At 31.0% G+C, this 17,267-nt stretch carries 11 protein-coding genes and 1 riboswitch; of the genes, 8 read left to right on the top strand and 3 right to left on the bottom strand.

What is annotated here, in order from left to right:
- Positions 1-131 precede the first annotated feature (131 nt).
- From MPF19_RS15655 to MPF19_RS15645, 3 genes are all read left to right on the top strand, one after another.
- The gene (locus MPF19_RS15655) at positions 132-836 is read left to right on the top strand and encodes a FadR/GntR family transcriptional regulator (RefSeq protein WP_203391708.1); all 705 of its coding nucleotides are present in this window, start codon (positions 132-134) and stop codon (positions 834-836) included.
- Positions 837-992: 156 nt separating this feature from the next.
- Positions 993-2,276 (top strand): MFS transporter, encoded by a 1,284-nt coding sequence (locus MPF19_RS15650; RefSeq protein WP_203391709.1) that lies wholly within the window; start codon positions 993-995, stop codon positions 2,274-2,276.
- A 66-nt stretch (positions 2,277-2,342) separates the two neighbouring features.
- On the top strand, positions 2,343-3,107 hold the full coding sequence (locus tag MPF19_RS15645; RefSeq protein ID WP_249989101.1) for an SDR family NAD(P)-dependent oxidoreductase: 765 nt from the start codon (positions 2,343-2,345) through the stop codon (positions 3,105-3,107).
- 209 nt (positions 3,108-3,316) lie between these two features.
- Here MPF19_RS15645 and metK read toward each other — a convergent pair whose 3' ends face one another.
- Positions 3,317-4,573, bottom strand: coding sequence for a methionine adenosyltransferase (gene metK / locus MPF19_RS15640; protein WP_203391711.1), 1,257 nt, complete (start codon positions 4,571-4,573; stop codon positions 3,317-3,319).
- 451 nt (positions 4,574-5,024) lie between these two features.
- Positions 5,025-5,148: riboswitch (SAM riboswitch) on the top strand.
- Between the two features lie 124 nt (positions 5,149-5,272).
- Between metK and MPF19_RS15635 the strand changes: the two genes are divergently transcribed.
- The 4 genes from MPF19_RS15635 to MPF19_RS15620 all read left to right on the top strand — a co-directional run bounded on the left by MPF19_RS15635 (position 5,273) and on the right by MPF19_RS15620 (position 12,680).
- On the top strand, positions 5,273-6,547 hold the full coding sequence (locus tag MPF19_RS15635; RefSeq protein ID WP_249989099.1) for an O-acetylhomoserine aminocarboxypropyltransferase/cysteine synthase family protein: 1,275 nt from the start codon (positions 5,273-5,275) through the stop codon (positions 6,545-6,547).
- 55 nt (positions 6,548-6,602) lie between these two features.
- Positions 6,603-10,007, top strand: a complete 3,405-nt coding sequence (gene thrA / locus MPF19_RS15630) for a bifunctional aspartate kinase/homoserine dehydrogenase I (protein WP_249989097.1) — start codon at positions 6,603-6,605, stop codon at positions 10,005-10,007.
- A 166-nt stretch (positions 10,008-10,173) separates the two neighbouring features.
- Entirely contained in the window at positions 10,174-11,343 is a 1,170-nt protein-coding gene (locus MPF19_RS15625; RefSeq protein ID WP_249989095.1) for an O-succinylhomoserine sulfhydrylase, read from the top strand.
- 137 nt (positions 11,344-11,480) lie between these two features.
- Positions 11,481-12,680 carry a polysaccharide lyase family 7 protein gene (locus MPF19_RS15620; RefSeq protein WP_249989093.1) on the top strand — a complete coding sequence of 400 codons (1,200 nt, stop codon included), beginning with the start codon at positions 11,481-11,483 and terminating at the stop codon, positions 12,678-12,680.
- A 74-nt stretch (positions 12,681-12,754) separates the two neighbouring features.
- On the opposite strand, the gene MPF19_RS15615 is transcribed toward MPF19_RS15620, so the two are convergent.
- Both MPF19_RS15615 and MPF19_RS15610 read right to left on the bottom strand, forming a co-directional pair.
- Complete coding sequence (locus tag MPF19_RS15615; protein ID WP_249989091.1) at positions 12,755-14,578, bottom strand: hypothetical protein; 1,824 nt, start codon at positions 14,576-14,578, stop codon at positions 12,755-12,757.
- A 13-nt stretch (positions 14,579-14,591) separates the two neighbouring features.
- Positions 14,592-16,511, bottom strand: coding sequence for a T9SS type A sorting domain-containing protein (locus tag MPF19_RS15610; RefSeq protein ID WP_249989089.1), 1,920 nt, complete (start codon positions 16,509-16,511; stop codon positions 14,592-14,594).
- A gap of 216 nt (positions 16,512-16,727) precedes the next feature.
- On the opposite strand from MPF19_RS15610, the gene MPF19_RS15605 reads away from it, so the two are divergent.
- A complete protein-coding gene (locus MPF19_RS15605) occupies positions 16,728-17,144 on the top strand; it encodes an RrF2 family transcriptional regulator (protein WP_203391717.1) in 417 nt (138 codons plus the stop codon).
- Positions 17,145-17,267 lie beyond the last annotated feature (123 nt).

Genomic DNA, 17,267 nt, shown 5'->3' with positions numbered 1-17,267 from the left:
TATAATTAAAGTTTTATCCGAACTGTTATTAGTTCGGATAAAATCTTAATTTCGCAAAAAATCAATATTTAGAATTAATTTTCTTTAATTTAACATTTCAAAATCATATATACCTATAAAATTAGCAATTAATGAAATTAGATGTACTTACTAAAAATGAAAATCAAAAAGTTCAAAATTTAATAATTAAAGGAATCAAAGAGCTTATTAATTATAAAAATTTAGAACCTGGAGATAAGTTGCCTTCAGAAAGAATGCTTTCAGAAAAATTTGAAGTAAGTAGAAGTAATGTAAGAGAAGCAATTCAAAAACTAGAGTTTTATGGTCTTCTTAAGTCAATTCCACAAAGTGGAACCTTTGTAGCAAACATTGGTGTTGTAGCAATGAACGGAATGATAGATGATATCTTACGTTTAGAAAAATCAGATTTTAAATCACTAGTAGAAACAAGAATATTATTAGAATTAAAAACAGCAAGATTAGCTGCTTTAAGAAGAACAGATGATGATTTACTTCAGTTAAATGAAGCGCTTCAAGCATATAAAAATAAAGTAGATAATGGGGAAGAAGCTGTTCAGGAGGATTTATTATTTCATTTGGCAATAGCAAAAGCCAGTGGTAACAGTACAATGAATACCTTTATGCTAATTATTACTCCAGAGATTATTACTAATTTTAAGAAACATCATGTCTGTGATGCAAACTTATCACAAAGAGGTATAACGGATCATCAAGCTATTTTTGATGCAATCAAAGACAAGAACCCGCAACTAGCAAAACAAAAAATGAAAGAGCACTTTAGAGAACTCTACATGTATTGTTATAATATAGAGTAGTATTTTTTTGCTCTTAATGATTTGATAATAGACTGTTTAGGTGTTTGTTTTAAAAATAAATGTTTAAATAGTAGGATTTTAGTATAAAAGCGTTAATTTTGGTAAACCAAACTGGTTAACCAAAATTAAATGAGATTAACCTTAAAATAATTAAATATGAAAGTAAAAGGATTAAGGTGGTTTATTATTGGGTTGATATTTTTAGCCTCGGTAATTAACTACATTGACAGAAGTGCATTAGCTGTAATGTGGGGAAACGAAAATTTACCAGGTTCAATCTCTTACGATTTAGGCTTAACAAAAGAACATTACGGTTACATTCTTAACATTTTTATGGTAGCATACGCTTTAGGGCAATTGTTTTCTGGTAAATTGTTTGATAAAGTAGGTACGCGTATTGGTTATGTTATTAGTATTGGTATTTGGGGACTTTCTTCTTTCTTGCATTCTACAGTTAGAGGTTTTATAGGTCTTGCATTTTTTAGAAGTACATTAGGTTTGTCTGAGGCAGGGAACTGGCCAGGTGGAGTTAAAAGTAACGCAGAATGGTTTCCTATTAAAGAACGTGCAATTGCACAAGGTTTGTTTAATGCAGGCGCCTCTATTGGTTCTGTTATTGCACCGCCATTTATTGCAATGATTTTTGTAGCTTATGGTTGGAGAACTACATTTATGGTGGTTGGATCTTTTGGTCTTTTATGGATTATTCCTTGGTTTCTTATTAATAAAGCAGGACCAAAGAAACACCCTTGGATAACTAAAGAAGAGCAAAAATACATTTTAGATGGTCAAAGTCAAGCAGATCGTGATGCAAAGGAAGATGATAAAGGATTAACGTTAAAAGAAATTTTATCTCATAAAGAAGCTTGGTCTATCGTTGTTGGTCGTTTCTTTTTAGAGCCAATATGGTGGTTATTTGTAGGTTGGATGCCTATCTATTTATTCGATGTTTACGGTTTTGATGTAAAAGAAGTAGGTATGTTTGCTTGGGTACCTTATGTGGGTGCTGCTATTGGTAGTATTGCCGGAGGATATGTTTCTGGGCAAATTATTTCTAGAACAAACTCTTTAGATAAAGGTAGAAAGTATACCATTTTAATTGGTGGTGTAATAATGTTCTTAGGTTTAGTAGCAACCATATTATTTGGTAATACACCAGAACGTTTTGTAGGTATTGTATTTGTAGTATTATTTGGTTTCCAATTTGCAATTGGTAATGTGCAAACTTTACCAAGTGATTTCTTTAATGGTAAAAACGTTGGTTCGTTAGCCGGATTAGGTGGTATGGTTGGTGTATTTTCTGTTATTATTATGAACTTTCTTGTTCCTTTAGTAACTAAAGTTTCTTATACACCTGTATTTGTTGGGATTGCAATTTTTGTTCCATTAGGAGTAGGCGCAATCTATTACTTCGCTAAAGAAATTAAATCTGTAGAATAAAGACAATATTTCTAAGTGTTAATAAGTAAAGATTAAAAATAAAAAAATAATTAAAAATAATAAAAAATGAGCACATTAAACAATAAGGTTGCTGTAATTACTGGAGCAACAGGAGGAATTGGTTTTGCAGTAGCAAAAAGATTAGGAAAAGATGGTTATACTGTAATATTAAACGGTATAGAAGATGAAGCAGGTGCACAAAGAGTTAAGGAATTATCGGCTGAAGGGATTACTGCTGAGTACTACGGTTTTGATGTTACAAAAGATGAAGAGGTAACAGCAAACATCACTAAAATTGGTGAAAAATATGGTCACATAGATGTGTTAGTTAATAATGCAGGTGGTTTAGGTGGTAGATCTAGATTTGAAGAAATGACAACTGAATTTTACAGATTTGTGATGGCTTTAAACTTAGATTCAGCATTTTTTGCTTCTAGAGCAGCAATTCCTTTTCTTAAGAAAAGTGATAATGCTTCTATTATTAACTATACGTCTAATGCAGCTTGGAACGCTGGTGGACCAGGAGCTGGAATCTACGGTACTTCTAAAGCTGGAGTTCATGCAATTACAAGAGCATTAGCTAAAGATTTAGCAGAATATGGTATTAGAGTAAACGCAGTATCTCCGGGTACAATTGATACTCCTTTCCATGCGCAAATTAAAGCTACTAAGCCAGAAGTTTTTGCTTCTTGGGCAAATAGTATTATGTTAGGAAGATTAGGTCAGCCAGAAGATGTTGCTGGTGTTGTTGCTTTCTTAGCAAGTAAAGATGCTGCTTTTATTACTGCAGAAACTATCCAAGTTGGTGGTGGTCAGGCATTAGGTATCTAAAAAGTTTTTTCAATTATATTTTATATTTTTTAATAAAACCGTTTTGTAATATTTACAAGGCGGTTTTTTTTATTTTTAGTTTAAATAGTTCATGTAATACCAAATGAATTTAATCAGTTATTTTGATGTTTATTTGGTATAAAACGGGCATAAAAAAAGCCTTTAGAAAATAAATTCTAAAGGCTTTTTAAATTATTATTTAGAAGTTTTTACAACTTGAAAGCTTCTTTAATTGCATCTACATAGTCTAATTTTTCCCAAGTAAAAGTTTCTACCTCTTCGCTCGTAGTTTCTCCCATAGGATTTGTAAATGTAACTGTTTTTACTTCTGGGGTTCTTCCCATGTGACCATAAGCAGCGGTTTCAGAATAAATAGGTGTTCTTAATTTTAAACGTTTTTCTATAAAATAAGGACGCATATCAAAAATAGCTTCTACTTTTTTGCTGATTTCTCCATCAGTTAAATCAACAGTAGCTGTACCATACGTTTCAACATTTATACTTGTTGGTTTTGCAACACCAATTGCATAAGAAACTTGTACCAAAACTTCTTTACAAAGTCCGGCAGCAACTAAGTTTTTAGCAATATGTCTTGTAGCATACGCTCCAGATCTATCAACTTTAGAAGGATCTTTTCCAGAGAAAGCACCACCACCATGAGCTCCTTTTCCACCGTAGGTGTCTACAATAATTTTTCTACCTGTTAAACCAGTATCACCGTGAGGCCCACCAATTACAAAAACACCTGTTGGGTTAATGTGATAGGTAATGTTGTCTGTAAATAATTTCTGAAGATGCTCAGGTAATTTTGCAACCACTCTAGGAATTAAAATTTCAACAATATCTTTTTTAATTTTTGCTAACATTACGTCATCAGACTTGTCAAAATCATCATGCTGAGTAGAAATTACAATAGCATCAATTCTTTGCGGTACATTATCATCAGAATACTCAATAGTTACTTGAGATTTAGCATCTGGACGTAAATAAGGAATATCTTTATTTTCTCTACGTAAAGCTGCTAATTCAATTAACAATCTATGAGAAAGTTCTAACGCCAAAGGCATGTAGTTTTCAGTTTCATCAGTAGCATAACCAAACATCATTCCTTGGTCTCCTGCACCTTGTTCTTCTGGGTTTGCTCTATCAACACCTTGGTTAATATCTGGAGATTGTTCGTGGATTGCAGATAAAACGCCACAAGAGTTTCCATCAAACATATAAGCTCCTTTGGTATAACCAATTTTGTTAATTACATCTCTAGCAATTTTCTGTACATCTAAATACGTTTTAGATTTTACTTCTCCTGCTAAAAATACTTGACCGGTTGTTACCATGGTCTCACAAGCAACTTTACTAGATTTGTCGAATGCTAAAAAGTTATCGATTAAAGCATCAGAAATTTGATCGGCAATTTTGTCTGGGTGTCCTTCAGAAACACTTTCTGAGGTAAATAAATATGACATAATAAATCTTTTTTTATAATATTAAAAATGATTCCTTGATACAAGGTAAAAAGGTTTCTTTAAAATTTGTCTTTCCTGTAAATACAGGGTTAAAGAAAAATAAAAAGAGATTGCATGAGTCGCTAAAAGTAGTAGAAAATTACTGCTTTAGCATTTTTTGTTTCAGCTGAAAAATAAATCAGCGTCAGAGGTTGCAATCAGTTCAAATTTTTCCTCTAAAATTCTTTGCAAAGTTACAGCTTAAATTCTAATAACATAATTTTTCAGCATAATATTTTATTATGGTATCATCAATAAAAGTAAAACTACCGTTTACTATTTGTTTGATAATTATTAAACAAAGGCTTTTTAGTATGATATTTATATTTCTAAAAAATAAATGGCTTTTTTCTTTGATATTAAATTTTTCTAAACATATATTTGCATTCAGAAAGTTCAATAACTTATCGAAATGTTATCAAGAAAGGTGGAGGGAAAGACCCGTTGAAACCTTAGCAACCCTTTTCGTGAGGAAAAGAAGGTGCTAAATTCTACTTAATTTCAGATTCATTTATCAGAAATTGGATAGATAACCCAAAAAACAACTATACTTCCGTGTATTTGTAAAATTCTTAATAACATTTTTCTAGTAAGTACATCAAATTTTTGATGCATTCGACTTTTGGTTTAATCATTTATTAACTCAAAAAAAATAGAAAAATGAGTACGCACAAATTAGCAACAAACGCACTACACGCAGGGCATGATGTAACACAAAATGGAGGAACAAGAGCAGTTCCTATTTACCAAACATCATCATACGTTTTTAACAACTCAGAACATGCTGCAAACCTTTTTTCATTAAAAGAATTAGGTTTTATTTATACCCGATTAAACAACCCAACAAACCAAATTTTACAAGATCGTTTAGCGGCTGTAGAAGGCGGAATTGGAGCCGTAGTTTTTGCCTCTGGTACAGGAGCAATTGCAACGGGTTTATTAACGCTTTTAAAAGCAGGAGATCATATTGTGGCCTCAAGTAGTTTATACGGTGGAACCTATAATTTATTAAGTGTAACTTTACCAAGATTAGGTATTACAACTACGTTTGTTGATGCTGATAATCCAGATAATTTTGCAGCTGCAGTTCAAGAGAACACTAGAGCATTTTTTGTAGAATCTTTAGGGAACCCGAAGTTAGATGTGTTAGATTTAGAGGCTATTTCTGAACATGCAAAAGCAGCAGAAGTTCCTTTTATAGTTGATAATACAGTGGCAACACCGGCATTATTGAATCCTATTAAGCATGGAGCAAATCTTGTAATTCATTCTTTAACAAAATACATAGGCGGACAAGGAACTTCTCTAGGAGGTGCAATTATTGATGCTGGAACTTTTAACTGGGCAAACGGAAAATTCCCTGAATTTACAGAGCCTTCTGCAGGGTATCATGGTTTAAAATATCATGAAGCTTTAGGTGCAGCGGCGTTTACTTTTAAATTGATTTTAGAAGGATTACGTGATTTCGGTGCAGCTTTAAGTCCAACAAACGCATTTAATATTATTCAAGGTTTAGAGACTTTACCAGTTAGAATTAAGCAGCATTCTAAAAATGCATTGGCTTTGGCAACTTGGTTAGAGGCGCAAGAAGAGGTTACTTGGGTAAACTACCCTGGTTTAGAAAGTAATAAATACAAAACGTTAGCAGATAAATACTTGCCTAAAGGACAAAGTGGTTTGGTAACTTTTGGAGTAAAAGGTGGTTTTGAAGCAGCAAAAACAATCGCTGATAATACCAAATTATTCTCTTTATTAGCAAATATTGGTGATACAAAATCATTAATTATTCACCCAGCAAGTACAACACATCAACAATTAGATGAAGCAGCACAAGCTAGTGCAGGTGTAAGTCAAGATCTAATTAGATTGTCTGTAGGTATTGAAGATTTAGAAGATTTAAAAGCAGATTTAACAGCAGCTTTTTCAAAAATATAATAACACAAAATCCTGCAAGGTTTTTAAAACCTTCTAGGTTTAATTTTAATTATAATTGGAACATCCATTACAACATATCAAAATAAAAGATTTTACTACAGAATCGGGTGCCTTAATCTCAGAAATGAATTTAAGCTATCAAGTTTTTGGTCAAGATTTAGGGACAGCTCCTATCATTTTGGTAAACCATGCACTTACAGGTAACTCTTATGTTGCGGGTAAAGAAGGTTGGTGGCGAGATATTGTTGGAGATGAAAAGGCGATTAATACTAAAACCTATACCATTTTATCCTTTAATATTCCTGGTAATGGTTTCGATGGAATTTTAATTGATAACTATAAAGACTTTATTGCTAGAGATGTTGCAAAGATATTTTTAGAAGGTTTATCAATTTTGAAAATTGATAAATTATTTGCATTAATTGCAGGTTCTTTAGGTGGAGGAATTGCCTGGGAAATGATGGTGTTAAACAACAATTTAACGCAACATTTTTTACCAATTGCAACCGATTGGAAATCTACAGATTGGTTAATTGCTAATTGTCAAATTCAAGAACAATTTTTGGTGAATTCTAGCAATCCTGTTCATGATGCAAGAATGCACGCTATGTTGTGTTACAGAACGCCAGAAAGTTTTAAAGAACGTTTTCATCGTTCTAAAAAAGAAGATTCAGATATTTTTGATGTAGAAAGTTGGTTGTTGCATCACGGAAAATCATTGCAAGAACGGTATCAATTATCTTCTTATAAGTTAATGAATCAATTATTAAAAACGATTGATGTTACTATTGGAGGACAAAAAGATATTGAGATTTTAGATAAAATTAATGCCAATATTCATATTATAGGTGTGGATTCAGATTTGTTTTTTACTGCGGAAGAAAACAGAGAAACGCATAAAAAGTTAGCATTAACAAAAGACAATGTTACCTATAATGAAATTAACTCTGTGCATGGTCATGATGCTTTTTTGATGGAGTATGACCAGTTGCAAAAAATTATTGAGCCTATTTTTAATAAAGATTATAGAGAAAAGAAGATGAAAGTTTTAAAATTTGGAGGAAAATCTTTAGCCAATGGTGAAGGATTAGAAAATGCAATAGAAATTATTGCAAGTAAATATAAAGCCGGAATAAAAGTAACGGTTGTAGCTTCTGCAAGAGGGAATTCTACAAACGAGCTAGAAGCTATTTTAGAAAAGGCAGCGTCAAAAAAGGAGTATAAAACCAAGTTTGAAAAGTTTAAAACATATCAATTAGAACCAAATAATTCTGTAGATTTTTCCGATGAATTTTCTAAATTAAAAACTATTTTTGAGGGTGTTTCTTTATTGGGAGATTATAGTCATAAAATTAAAGATGAGGTTTTAGCACAAGGCGAATTATTATCAGTAAAAATGGTAGCAAGTTTGTTAGAGAAAGAAAATATTGCTGCAAATGCTGTAGATTCTAGATCTTTAATTATTACGGATGAAAACTTTGGAAATGCACAACCTATTACTGCGGTTTCTAAAGAAAATGTAATTACCTATTTTAAAGAAAATAACGATACCATAAATGTTGTTTCTGGTTTTATTGCAGCTAACAAAAAAGGAGAAACCACTACTTTAGGTAGAAATGGTAGTAATTATACTGCAGCTTTATTGGCTAATTATTTAGATGCAGATGAATTACAGAATTATACACATGTAAGCGGAATTTTTACAGCAAATCCAGACTTAGTGGCAGATGCTAAAAAGATTGAGCAATTATCGTTCTCAGAAGCGAATGAAATGGCCAATTTTGGAGCAACTATTTTACATGCAAAAACCATTATTCCGTTATTAGAGAAAAATATCAATCTTAGAATTTTAAACACATTCCATAAAGAAGATAAAGGAACTTTAATCACCTCAGAATCTTCATCAGCAAAAGGAATTAAATCCATTGCAACTATAGACAATGTTGCTTTACTAAATTTTGAAGGTAGAGGTTTGTTGGGTAAAGTAGGTGTTGATGCACGTATTTTTAAGGTTTTAAGTGATCGTGATATTAGTGTAAGTATTATTGCACAAGGTTCGTCAGAAAGAGGAATCGGTTTTATTATTGATGCAGATAGAGCGGTTGAAGCAGTTTCTGCTTTAGAAAAAGAGTTTGAAAATGATTTTTATTCACAAGATGTAAATCATATTTCTATAGTAAGTAATGTTGCTGTAATTTCTATTATCGGTCAAGATTTAAGTGAATTTCATCATCCTTATAATGCATTAATCAAAAACCAAATAGTACCACTCTTATTTAATAACACGGTTACTGGGAAAAATGTGAGTTTGGTGGTTAAAAAAACCGAATTACACAAAGCCGTAAATGTAATTCATGGTCAGGTTTTTGGAGTTACTAAAAAAATAAACATTGCTGTTTTCGGGAAAGGTTTGGTTGGCGGAACGTTAATTGATCAAATTATAGAAAATACACAATCTGTTTTAGAACGTAGAAAAATTCAACTGAATGTTTTTGCCGTAGCAAATTCTAAAAAAGTATTGCTAAATAAAAACGGGGTTTCTAAAAATTGGAAACAAAATCTATTAGAAAACGGAGAAGAAAATGTAACTGTAGATGATATCATCGCTTTTGCAAAAGCAAATCATTTCGAAAATCTAATTGCAGTAGATAATACCGCAAGTGTCAATTTTGTAAGTAATTACATTCCGTTTATAGAAGCTGGTTTCGATTTGGTTTCTTGTAATAAAATAGCCAATACATTATCGTTCGATTTTTACAAAGAAGTAAGAGCGAAGTTAAAAGAATATAAAAAACAATATCTGTACGAAACCAATGTTGGTGCAGGTTTACCATTAATTGATACGATTCGTTTATTACATGAATCAGGAGAGAATATCACCAAAATTAGAGGGGTGTTTTCTGGAAGTTTGAGTTATTTATTCAATACTTTTTCTGCGGAAAATGTTCCTTTTTCTAAAACCTTGCAAGAAGCAATTGATAAAGGATTTACAGAGCCAGATCCTCGTGAAGATTTAGGAGGAAATGATGTTGCTAGAAAATTATTAATTTTAGCAAGAGAACTAGAATTAGAAAATGAGTTTGATGAGGTTGAAATTAAGAATTTAATTCCAGAGAATTTAAGAAACGGTTCTGTTAAAGATTTCTTAGGGAATTTAGAATTATTGAATGACGAATATCAAAAATTAAAAGAAAATCAAGAGGAAAACCATGTTTTACGTTATATTGGTGAATTAAGTGGAGATTTATCTCAAAATAAAGGGAAATTAGAAGTAAAATTAGTTTCTACAGATAAAAGTACTCCTTTAGGTTCTTTAAAAGGTTCTGATGCAATTTTTGAAATTTATACAGAATCTTACGGAGAACAGCCAATTGTAATTCAAGGAGCAGGAGCGGGAGCAAGTGTAACTGCAAGAGGGGTTTTTGGAGATATATTAAGATTAGCAAAACATAATAATTAAATAATAGTCAGTTTTTGGTTGGCAGTATTTCAGTCAATCACGATTTAAAAAAAGAAACAAGATTAAAAAGAGACAAGAATCAAGACGAAAAAATAAGAGAATTATCAATTTTTGTCTTGGCTCTTGATTCTAAAAGCGAAAGCGGTCTAACAATCTAATAATTACAATGAGCAAACATTTCGAAACAGCAGCAATTAGAAGTCAAACAGAAAGAAGTCAGTTTTCTGAACATTCTACACCTTTATATTTAACCTCTAGTTTTGTTTTTGACGATGCAGAAGACATGCGTTCATCCTTCGCAGAAGAAAAAGAACGTAATTTATATAGTCGTTTTACAAATCCTAACACAACAGAATTTGTAGATAAAATTGTGGCAATGGAAGGAGCAGAGGCAGGGTATGCTTTTGCAACGGGAATGGCAGCTATATTTTCATCATTTGCGGCTTTGTTGAGTGCTGGAGATCATATTGTTTCTTGTAGATCTGTATTTGGTTCTACACATGGTATGTTTACTAATTATTTACCAAAATGGAATATTGAAACTTCTTATTTTAAAGTTGATGAGGTAGATTTGATTGAGAGTTTAATTAAAGAAAATACAAAAATTCTTTATATAGAAACACCAACAAATCCTGCAGTTGATATTTTAGATTTAGAGTTGATTGGTAAAATTGCTAAAAAACACAATCTTATTTTTATTGTTGATAATTGCTTTGCTACACCTTATATACAACAGCCAGTTAAATTTGGTGCAGATTTAGTAATTCATTCTGCAACAAAATTAATTGACGGTCAAGGAAGAGTCTTAGGTGGTGTAACGGTTGGTAGAGCAGATTTGTTAAGAGAAATCTATTTGTTTGCAAGAAATACAGGGCCAGCAATGTCTCCGTTTAACGCTTGGGTTTTATCTAAAAGTTTAGAAACTTTATCTATAAGAGTAGAAAAACATTGTGAAAATGCTTTAAAAGTTGCTCAGTTTTTAGAAGATAATGAAAATGTAGAGTTTGTAAAATATCCGTTTTTAAAATCACATCCTCAGTATAAAGTAGCTAAAAACCAAATGAAATTAGGTGGAAACATTGTTGCTTTCGAAATTAAAGGAGGAATTGAAGCTGGAAGAAAATTTTTAGATGCCATAAAAATGTGTTCATTGTCTGCTAATTTAGGAGATACAAGAACTATTGTTACGCATCCATCTTCTACAACTCACGGACGTTTGTCTGAAGAAGATAGATTAGAAGTTGGTATTACAAATGGTTTGGTAAGAGTTTCTGTTGGTTTAGAACATGCAGATGATATTATTGCTGATTTAAAACAAGCTTTAAATAATAATTAATAATAGATATTTTGGTTGTTTAAAGAGTTGGTTTTAATCTCTTTATTTAATTAAATAATAATTTTATTTAAAATTACAGTAAATTGGTTAACCAATTTTGTACTTTTAAAAATTCAATTATTAATGTCATTATTTTTATGAAAATTTCTTTCAGATTATTGTTTCTTGGTTCATTATTTTTATCTTTTTTTTCTTGCAGCTCCGCAGATTCCAAAGAGGAGGTATTAGATGTTTTGTCGTTATCTACGCTTTCTGAATTTTCTGCAAATCAAGAAACACAAACCGTTGAGGTAACTGCGAATGCCTATTGGTACACGAGTAATAATAATAGTTGGATTACCATTACGCCTACAAACGGAACAAATAATAGAACCATAGATATTTCTGTAAAAGCAAATTCAGAGTATAATAAACGTACAGGAATAATCACAGTTATTGGTGGTGATTTATCAGAATCTTTAACAGTTACACAAGCTGCAAGAGAAGAAGCTTCAGGGGAATTAGACGCAAGTAAAGCACCTTCACAAAATTTTGATTTAGCTACTTGGAATTTAAGTATCCCAGAGAATAAAGGCAATGGAACTGCAAAAACAATTACGGTAAGCGAAATTAATAGCGAATATGAAAATAGTAAATATTTTTATACTGCAGATGATGGCGGAATGGTTTTTAAATGTCCAGTTGATGGATTTAAAACATCTACAGGTACAAGTTATACTAGAGTTGAGTTTCGTGAAATGTTAAGAGGAACCAATACTAGTATAGATACCAAAGGAGTTAATAAAAATAATTGGGTTTTTGGCACTGCTCCGCAAGCGGATAAAACAGCTGCAGCGGCTTTTGACGGAGAAATGTCTGCAACACTTTCTGTAAATCATGTAACTACTACCGGAGATTCTAGTCAACAAGGACGTGTTATTGTAGGACAAATTCATGCAAATGATGATGAACCAATTCGTCTTTATTATAGAAAATTAAAAGATAATCCCTTAGGGTCAATTTATTTTGCTCATGAACCTATTACTGGAAGTGAACAATGGCATGAAATGATTGGTTCTAAAGATAGTTCTACTTCAAATCCTTCAGATGGAATAGCACTTGATGAAAAATTTAGCTACAATATTAAAGTTGTTGGAGATACTTTAACAGTTACAATAACTAGAGAAGGTAAAGCAGATGTTGTTAAAACCGTAAATATGTTAAATAGCGGTTATAATAATGGTGGACAATACATGTATTTTAAAGCAGGAGTTTATAATCAGAATAACACTGGAGATGCAGATGATTATGTACAAGCTACTTTTTATGCTTTAGAAAAATCGCACACTACAGATTAATATTTTTGCTGAATAAAAACAAAAAGTCAAACTCAGTAATAAAAATTTGAGTTTGACTTTATTCGTTTAAAGATTTACTTTTCTAAAGTTTGAACTTGAAGAATAGCAGAACTAATTTGCCCACCATTATCTGTAAATTTTACAGCAATTTTATTCTCACCTTCTTTTAAGATATTAATATCAACAGGTATTTCTAAAGTTCCAAAAAACTGTTTTCTATTATGTTGATTGTAGCCTCTAATAATATCCATATTTATAGTTACTGGTATTTCATTAACCTCTACAATTGGCATTAACGATGCATTTTTATCTCTTCCAATACTAATTCTTAATGTAGCTTTTCCTTTACCTTTTTTTACATTCTTAAAAGTAAAATTAGAAAATGTATTTGCTTTAATAGTTGTTAAATAAGTATCTGTATAGTATTTTTTACTATGTATCGTATTCTCAAATTTAATTTTCTTTTTAAAGTTATAGGTAATAACTATGGTTTCTCCATAAGCAATCTCAATGTTCTTTGGAGCCTCTTTTTGCTTTTCAATAGTTAATTCTGGTACTTTATCTCTAAAAATATTTAACCTCTTAATTTCCGTATTTTTTAAATTTTTAGAATTCACTACTTCTAAATTTACTTGTTGCGTTTCATCATTTAAATTATTTAAAACCACATATAAATTTTTTCCATCTACAAAAGCTTGCGTTTGTACATCAATATTTGCAGAATTAAAGGCAACTCTATCTCCTTTTACGTCTTTCCATATTTCAAAATAGTATTTTCTTGGGGTAAATTCCCACTCACCAGATTCTGTTTTATTCCATAAAGAAGCTTTAGAAAAACGGAAAGTAGGTTTTACTTTACCAGTAGAAAAAGGTATGGTAAGTTCAATATCATCACCTCTTTCAATAAAATTCATAAGCATGTGAATTTGAGAACGTACCGCTTGCGAATTTTCTACAGGTTCAAAATTACGTGTATCTGGAAAATTTGGTTGATCTTGCACCAAACGTCCAAATTCTGTTACCGCAATTGGTTTTACAACATGTAGTTTTTTATAACTATATGCTTCAATTAGATCTAAAATTGCCTCTGAATTAGAGCCAGATCTACGACCACCAGCATTGTTAACATTTCCACTTCCATCATAAAGATGCACAGAAAATAAGTCCATTTCTTCACCTGCTATGTCAATAAACTTTTTGTAACGCGTATTCCAAACATAAAAGTCTTTGCTTTCAAATTCGGGAAAAGCCGAAGCATAACCCATTATTTTCATGTTTTTTAATTCTGATGCAGCATGTACCTTTTTACCTAAATCTCTATGAAATTCGCACATTTTGGTAATGATCTTATCAATCTTTTCTTTATCATATTTTTTATTGTTTTTCTTTGGATAAAAATCATTTGCATGCACCATTGGCTCATTAAAAGGTTCAAAATACTTAGGTAGATTATCTTCCTGATAGCGATAATAATCAACTGCAAAATCTGCGGCTTTATTAGAAAATTCTGTAACATCCGTAAGGCTATAATCTATTTCTTTTTGATAAAAAACATATTTAGCTCTACCAGAATCTACATGGCCATTTACATCTCTAATTCCGCTATGCAATTTTTTAATTTTCGGAAACTTCCCCTTTTTTATTCTTGCAATAGGATTTCCTAATCCCCTAGAACCTCTATAATCAGATCTAATATTATATGTACTAATAAATTCAGAAAGTTCTTTGTCTGGTTTATTAAATTTAGAGTGAATATTAAAATATTTGTCTCTATTAAAGCTTGATGATTCTCCTACAAATCGTTTAGTTTTATAATCTATTGTAATTTTTGATTGTCCAAAAATTGGAGAAAAATAGAATGTAAAAACGATGAAAAAGATATTTATTGTATGTTTCATTTTTAAGCGATGGTTATTTTAAAATAATTAATTTTTTAGTTGCAATCGTTTTATTTTTGCTTTTTAATTGAATAAAGTAGACTCCAGGTCTAAAGTTAGATGTATTTATCTTGTTGTCTATTTTTGAAATTTCTTTAGATTTTACAAGTTTAGAATTGATATTATAAATATTTGCAAATAAATTTTCAGCAAAATTAGTTTCAATAAACACAGCATTTTTAGTAGGGTTAGGGTATGTTCTAAATATTGTACTTGATAAAACATCTTTAGTTGAAAGTGTTTTTTCTAATATAATAATTGGTTCTATTCCCTGACTTTTACTTTCATTATTACTATTAGTTGCTTTTGCAAATAGATAATAGAAGTCTTCAGTTGGCAAATCGGCTGTTGGTGTAACCCCAGTTAAAGGAATATCAACTGTTATTGTTCCAGATTCTTGACCTACTGCTTCTTCTAAATTTAAGGTAACATCTTTCACTACATTCCACCCGTTATCTTTATGAATATGTCTTAATTTAAGAATTATAGGGTCTTTAATTGTTTTAAATGAACCTGCATGATAGTTTAGCGTAACCTCCATAGTTCCTTCGCTTGTATAAGACCCATTTCTATATTTATCAATATCATCAAAAGCAATTGATTGCGGAATGTTCTCTCCTATTTGTAACGTAGCTTCTCCGTAAATAGAAGTATTCTCATTAGAAGTTGCTCTAATAGTTACAATACCAGCTAAAAGAGCTGTAATTACTCCATTTTGATCTACTTTTGCTATTTCTTCACTTAAACTAGACCAAGTAATAGACTTATCATCTGCATTATTTGGTAGAACTTCTGTTGTAAAAGTTATAGTTCCTCCAACAACAATATTAGCTGCTGATGGTGTAACATTAACCGATGCTACATCTACGTCAAAAAAGTCTATAATTGTTATTTCACTTGTTGCTATTAATGTATTGTTAACTAAGCTAGTTGCAGTTATTGTAGCTTTTTCGCCTACGTTGCCTTTAGCAGTTAATATTCCATTAGCATCAATAGAAATAATTGCAGCATTCGAAGAAGACCATGTTGCGTTATTGTTTGCATTTGTAGGGGTTGTAATTACGTTTAATTTTGTTGTGTTTGTACCGGCTCTAACGTTTCCTGGATTTGGGGTTAAACTTAAAGCTGTAAGAGTTTCGTAAGGACGAATTTCTTCTGGCAGTTGAATGGCTAAATCCGGACCTTGATTATTGATATTGTGCGCTAAATATGAAGTGTCATAAAAAGCGATGTAATCTATAATAGTTGAATTAGACCTTCCTTTTAAATAAAAAGTATATGTTTCTCCTTCAATAAAATTATAAAAAGCACCATTACTACCATTGTGTTCTAGGTTTATACAAGTACCCCATCTATTAGGTCCTCTACCAAACATTTTATGAAAAGTTCTTAAATCAGATTCTGTATGTTTAGCATTACCACTGGTAAAGTTTCCTTCCATCTTTACGTAAATATCATTTCTGGCATCAGCTAGCTCCCACTTTACTTCAGTTCCATCTGGAAGTGTACGTATTGTAAACTTTTTGCCAGTTCCGGTATATTCTTCTAAAGGAGAACTCATGCGCATAGCTAGTTGATATGTTCCTGTCTTAGGACATGTAAAATTATATTCTAATTCGCTATTAGCGCCTTGCCAAGGTCCAGTATATTGAAAATAAGTTTTGTTCATTGGTGAAGGAGAACTTGCTTTTACATTGTAAAAATCTTCATCTAAATAATTGGTGTCTCCTTCTTTTATAACTTTCCAGTTATTTCCAAGAGGTGTATTTGTGTCTTCTGCCTCAAAAACGATATAATCATCTCCATATTTAATATTACTTTGGGCATTTGTTTTATTGGTTCCTATTAAAATAAGAAAGGAAATAAAAAAAAGAATTGTAATTTTTTTAATCATACGTTTAGAATTTTGGATTTATGTAAATATCTATATCTTAAACTGTTTTTAGGGGAACAAATGTTCTCTTTGAGAATACATATGAACATTTAATAAATTAAAACAATTAAAGATTTGTGTAATTTTATTTATTGAATTCATCCTTTTTTTTTACTCTTAGAAGTTTATCCTACTATTTTAGTATGGTAATTACATTAAATTATGTATTTTTGTTATATGCTATCAAAGAAAACAAAATACGGAATTAAGGCGCTTACCTATTTGGCAAGACAAGAAGATAAAACACCTGTTTCTATTGCCACAATTTCTAAAAGTGAAAGTATTTCTTTAAAATTTTTAGAAAGTATTTTGTTAATTCTACGTAAAAACGGATTGTTAGCCTCTAAAAAAGGAAAAGGTGGAGGTTATTATCTTCTACAAGAACCTGCAGAAATACAAATGACTACAGTTATGAGAATTTTAGATGGTCCTATTTCTATGGTTCCCTGTGTTAGTTTAAATTTTTATGAAAAGTGTGCTGATTGTCCTGATGAAAATGCTTGTGCTGTTCATAAATTAATGGCTAAAGTAAGAGATAGTTCTTTACAGATTTTTAAAAATACAACACTTGCAGATTTATGCAACTTCAAATAAAACAAGTAAATTCTTGCTATTTTATTTTTGTTAACGCTTAATTTTTCTCTGTTTATCGAAACAAGAATACCTATTTCAACTGTATTTTTGTAAGTAGACGAAGATTTGTTATTAATGATATAC

Source organism: Polaribacter sp. Z014, assembly GCF_023555435.1.
GTDB lineage: Bacteria > Bacteroidota > Bacteroidia > Flavobacteriales > Flavobacteriaceae > Polaribacter.
The sequence above is the reverse complement of the archived record's forward strand: the minus strand, read 5'-3'. Positions and strand labels throughout refer to the sequence as shown.

Coding starts and splice junctions, on each gene's coding strand:
- MPF19_RS15610 (WP_249989089.1), bottom strand. CDS start 16,511: ATGATTAAAAAAATTACAATTCTTTTTTTTATTTCCTTTCTTATTTTA.
- MPF19_RS15655 (WP_203391708.1), top strand. CDS start 132: ATGAAATTAGATGTACTTACTAAAAATGAAAATCAAAAAGTTCAAAAT.
- MPF19_RS15620 (WP_249989093.1), top strand. CDS start 11,481: ATGAAAATTTCTTTCAGATTATTGTTTCTTGGTTCATTATTTTTATCT.
- metK (WP_203391711.1), bottom strand. CDS start 4,573: ATGTCATATTTATTTACCTCAGAAAGTGTTTCTGAAGGACACCCAGAC.
- MPF19_RS15625 (WP_249989095.1), top strand. CDS start 10,174: ATGAGCAAACATTTCGAAACAGCAGCAATTAGAAGTCAAACAGAAAGA.
- MPF19_RS15650 (WP_203391709.1), top strand. CDS start 993: ATGAAAGTAAAAGGATTAAGGTGGTTTATTATTGGGTTGATATTTTTA.
- MPF19_RS15645 (WP_249989101.1), top strand. CDS start 2,343: ATGAGCACATTAAACAATAAGGTTGCTGTAATTACTGGAGCAACAGGA.
- MPF19_RS15605 (WP_203391717.1), top strand. CDS start 16,728: ATGCTATCAAAGAAAACAAAATACGGAATTAAGGCGCTTACCTATTTG.
- MPF19_RS15615 (WP_249989091.1), bottom strand. CDS start 14,578: ATGAAACATACAATAAATATCTTTTTCATCGTTTTTACATTCTATTTT.
- MPF19_RS15635 (WP_249989099.1), top strand. CDS start 5,273: ATGAGTACGCACAAATTAGCAACAAACGCACTACACGCAGGGCATGAT.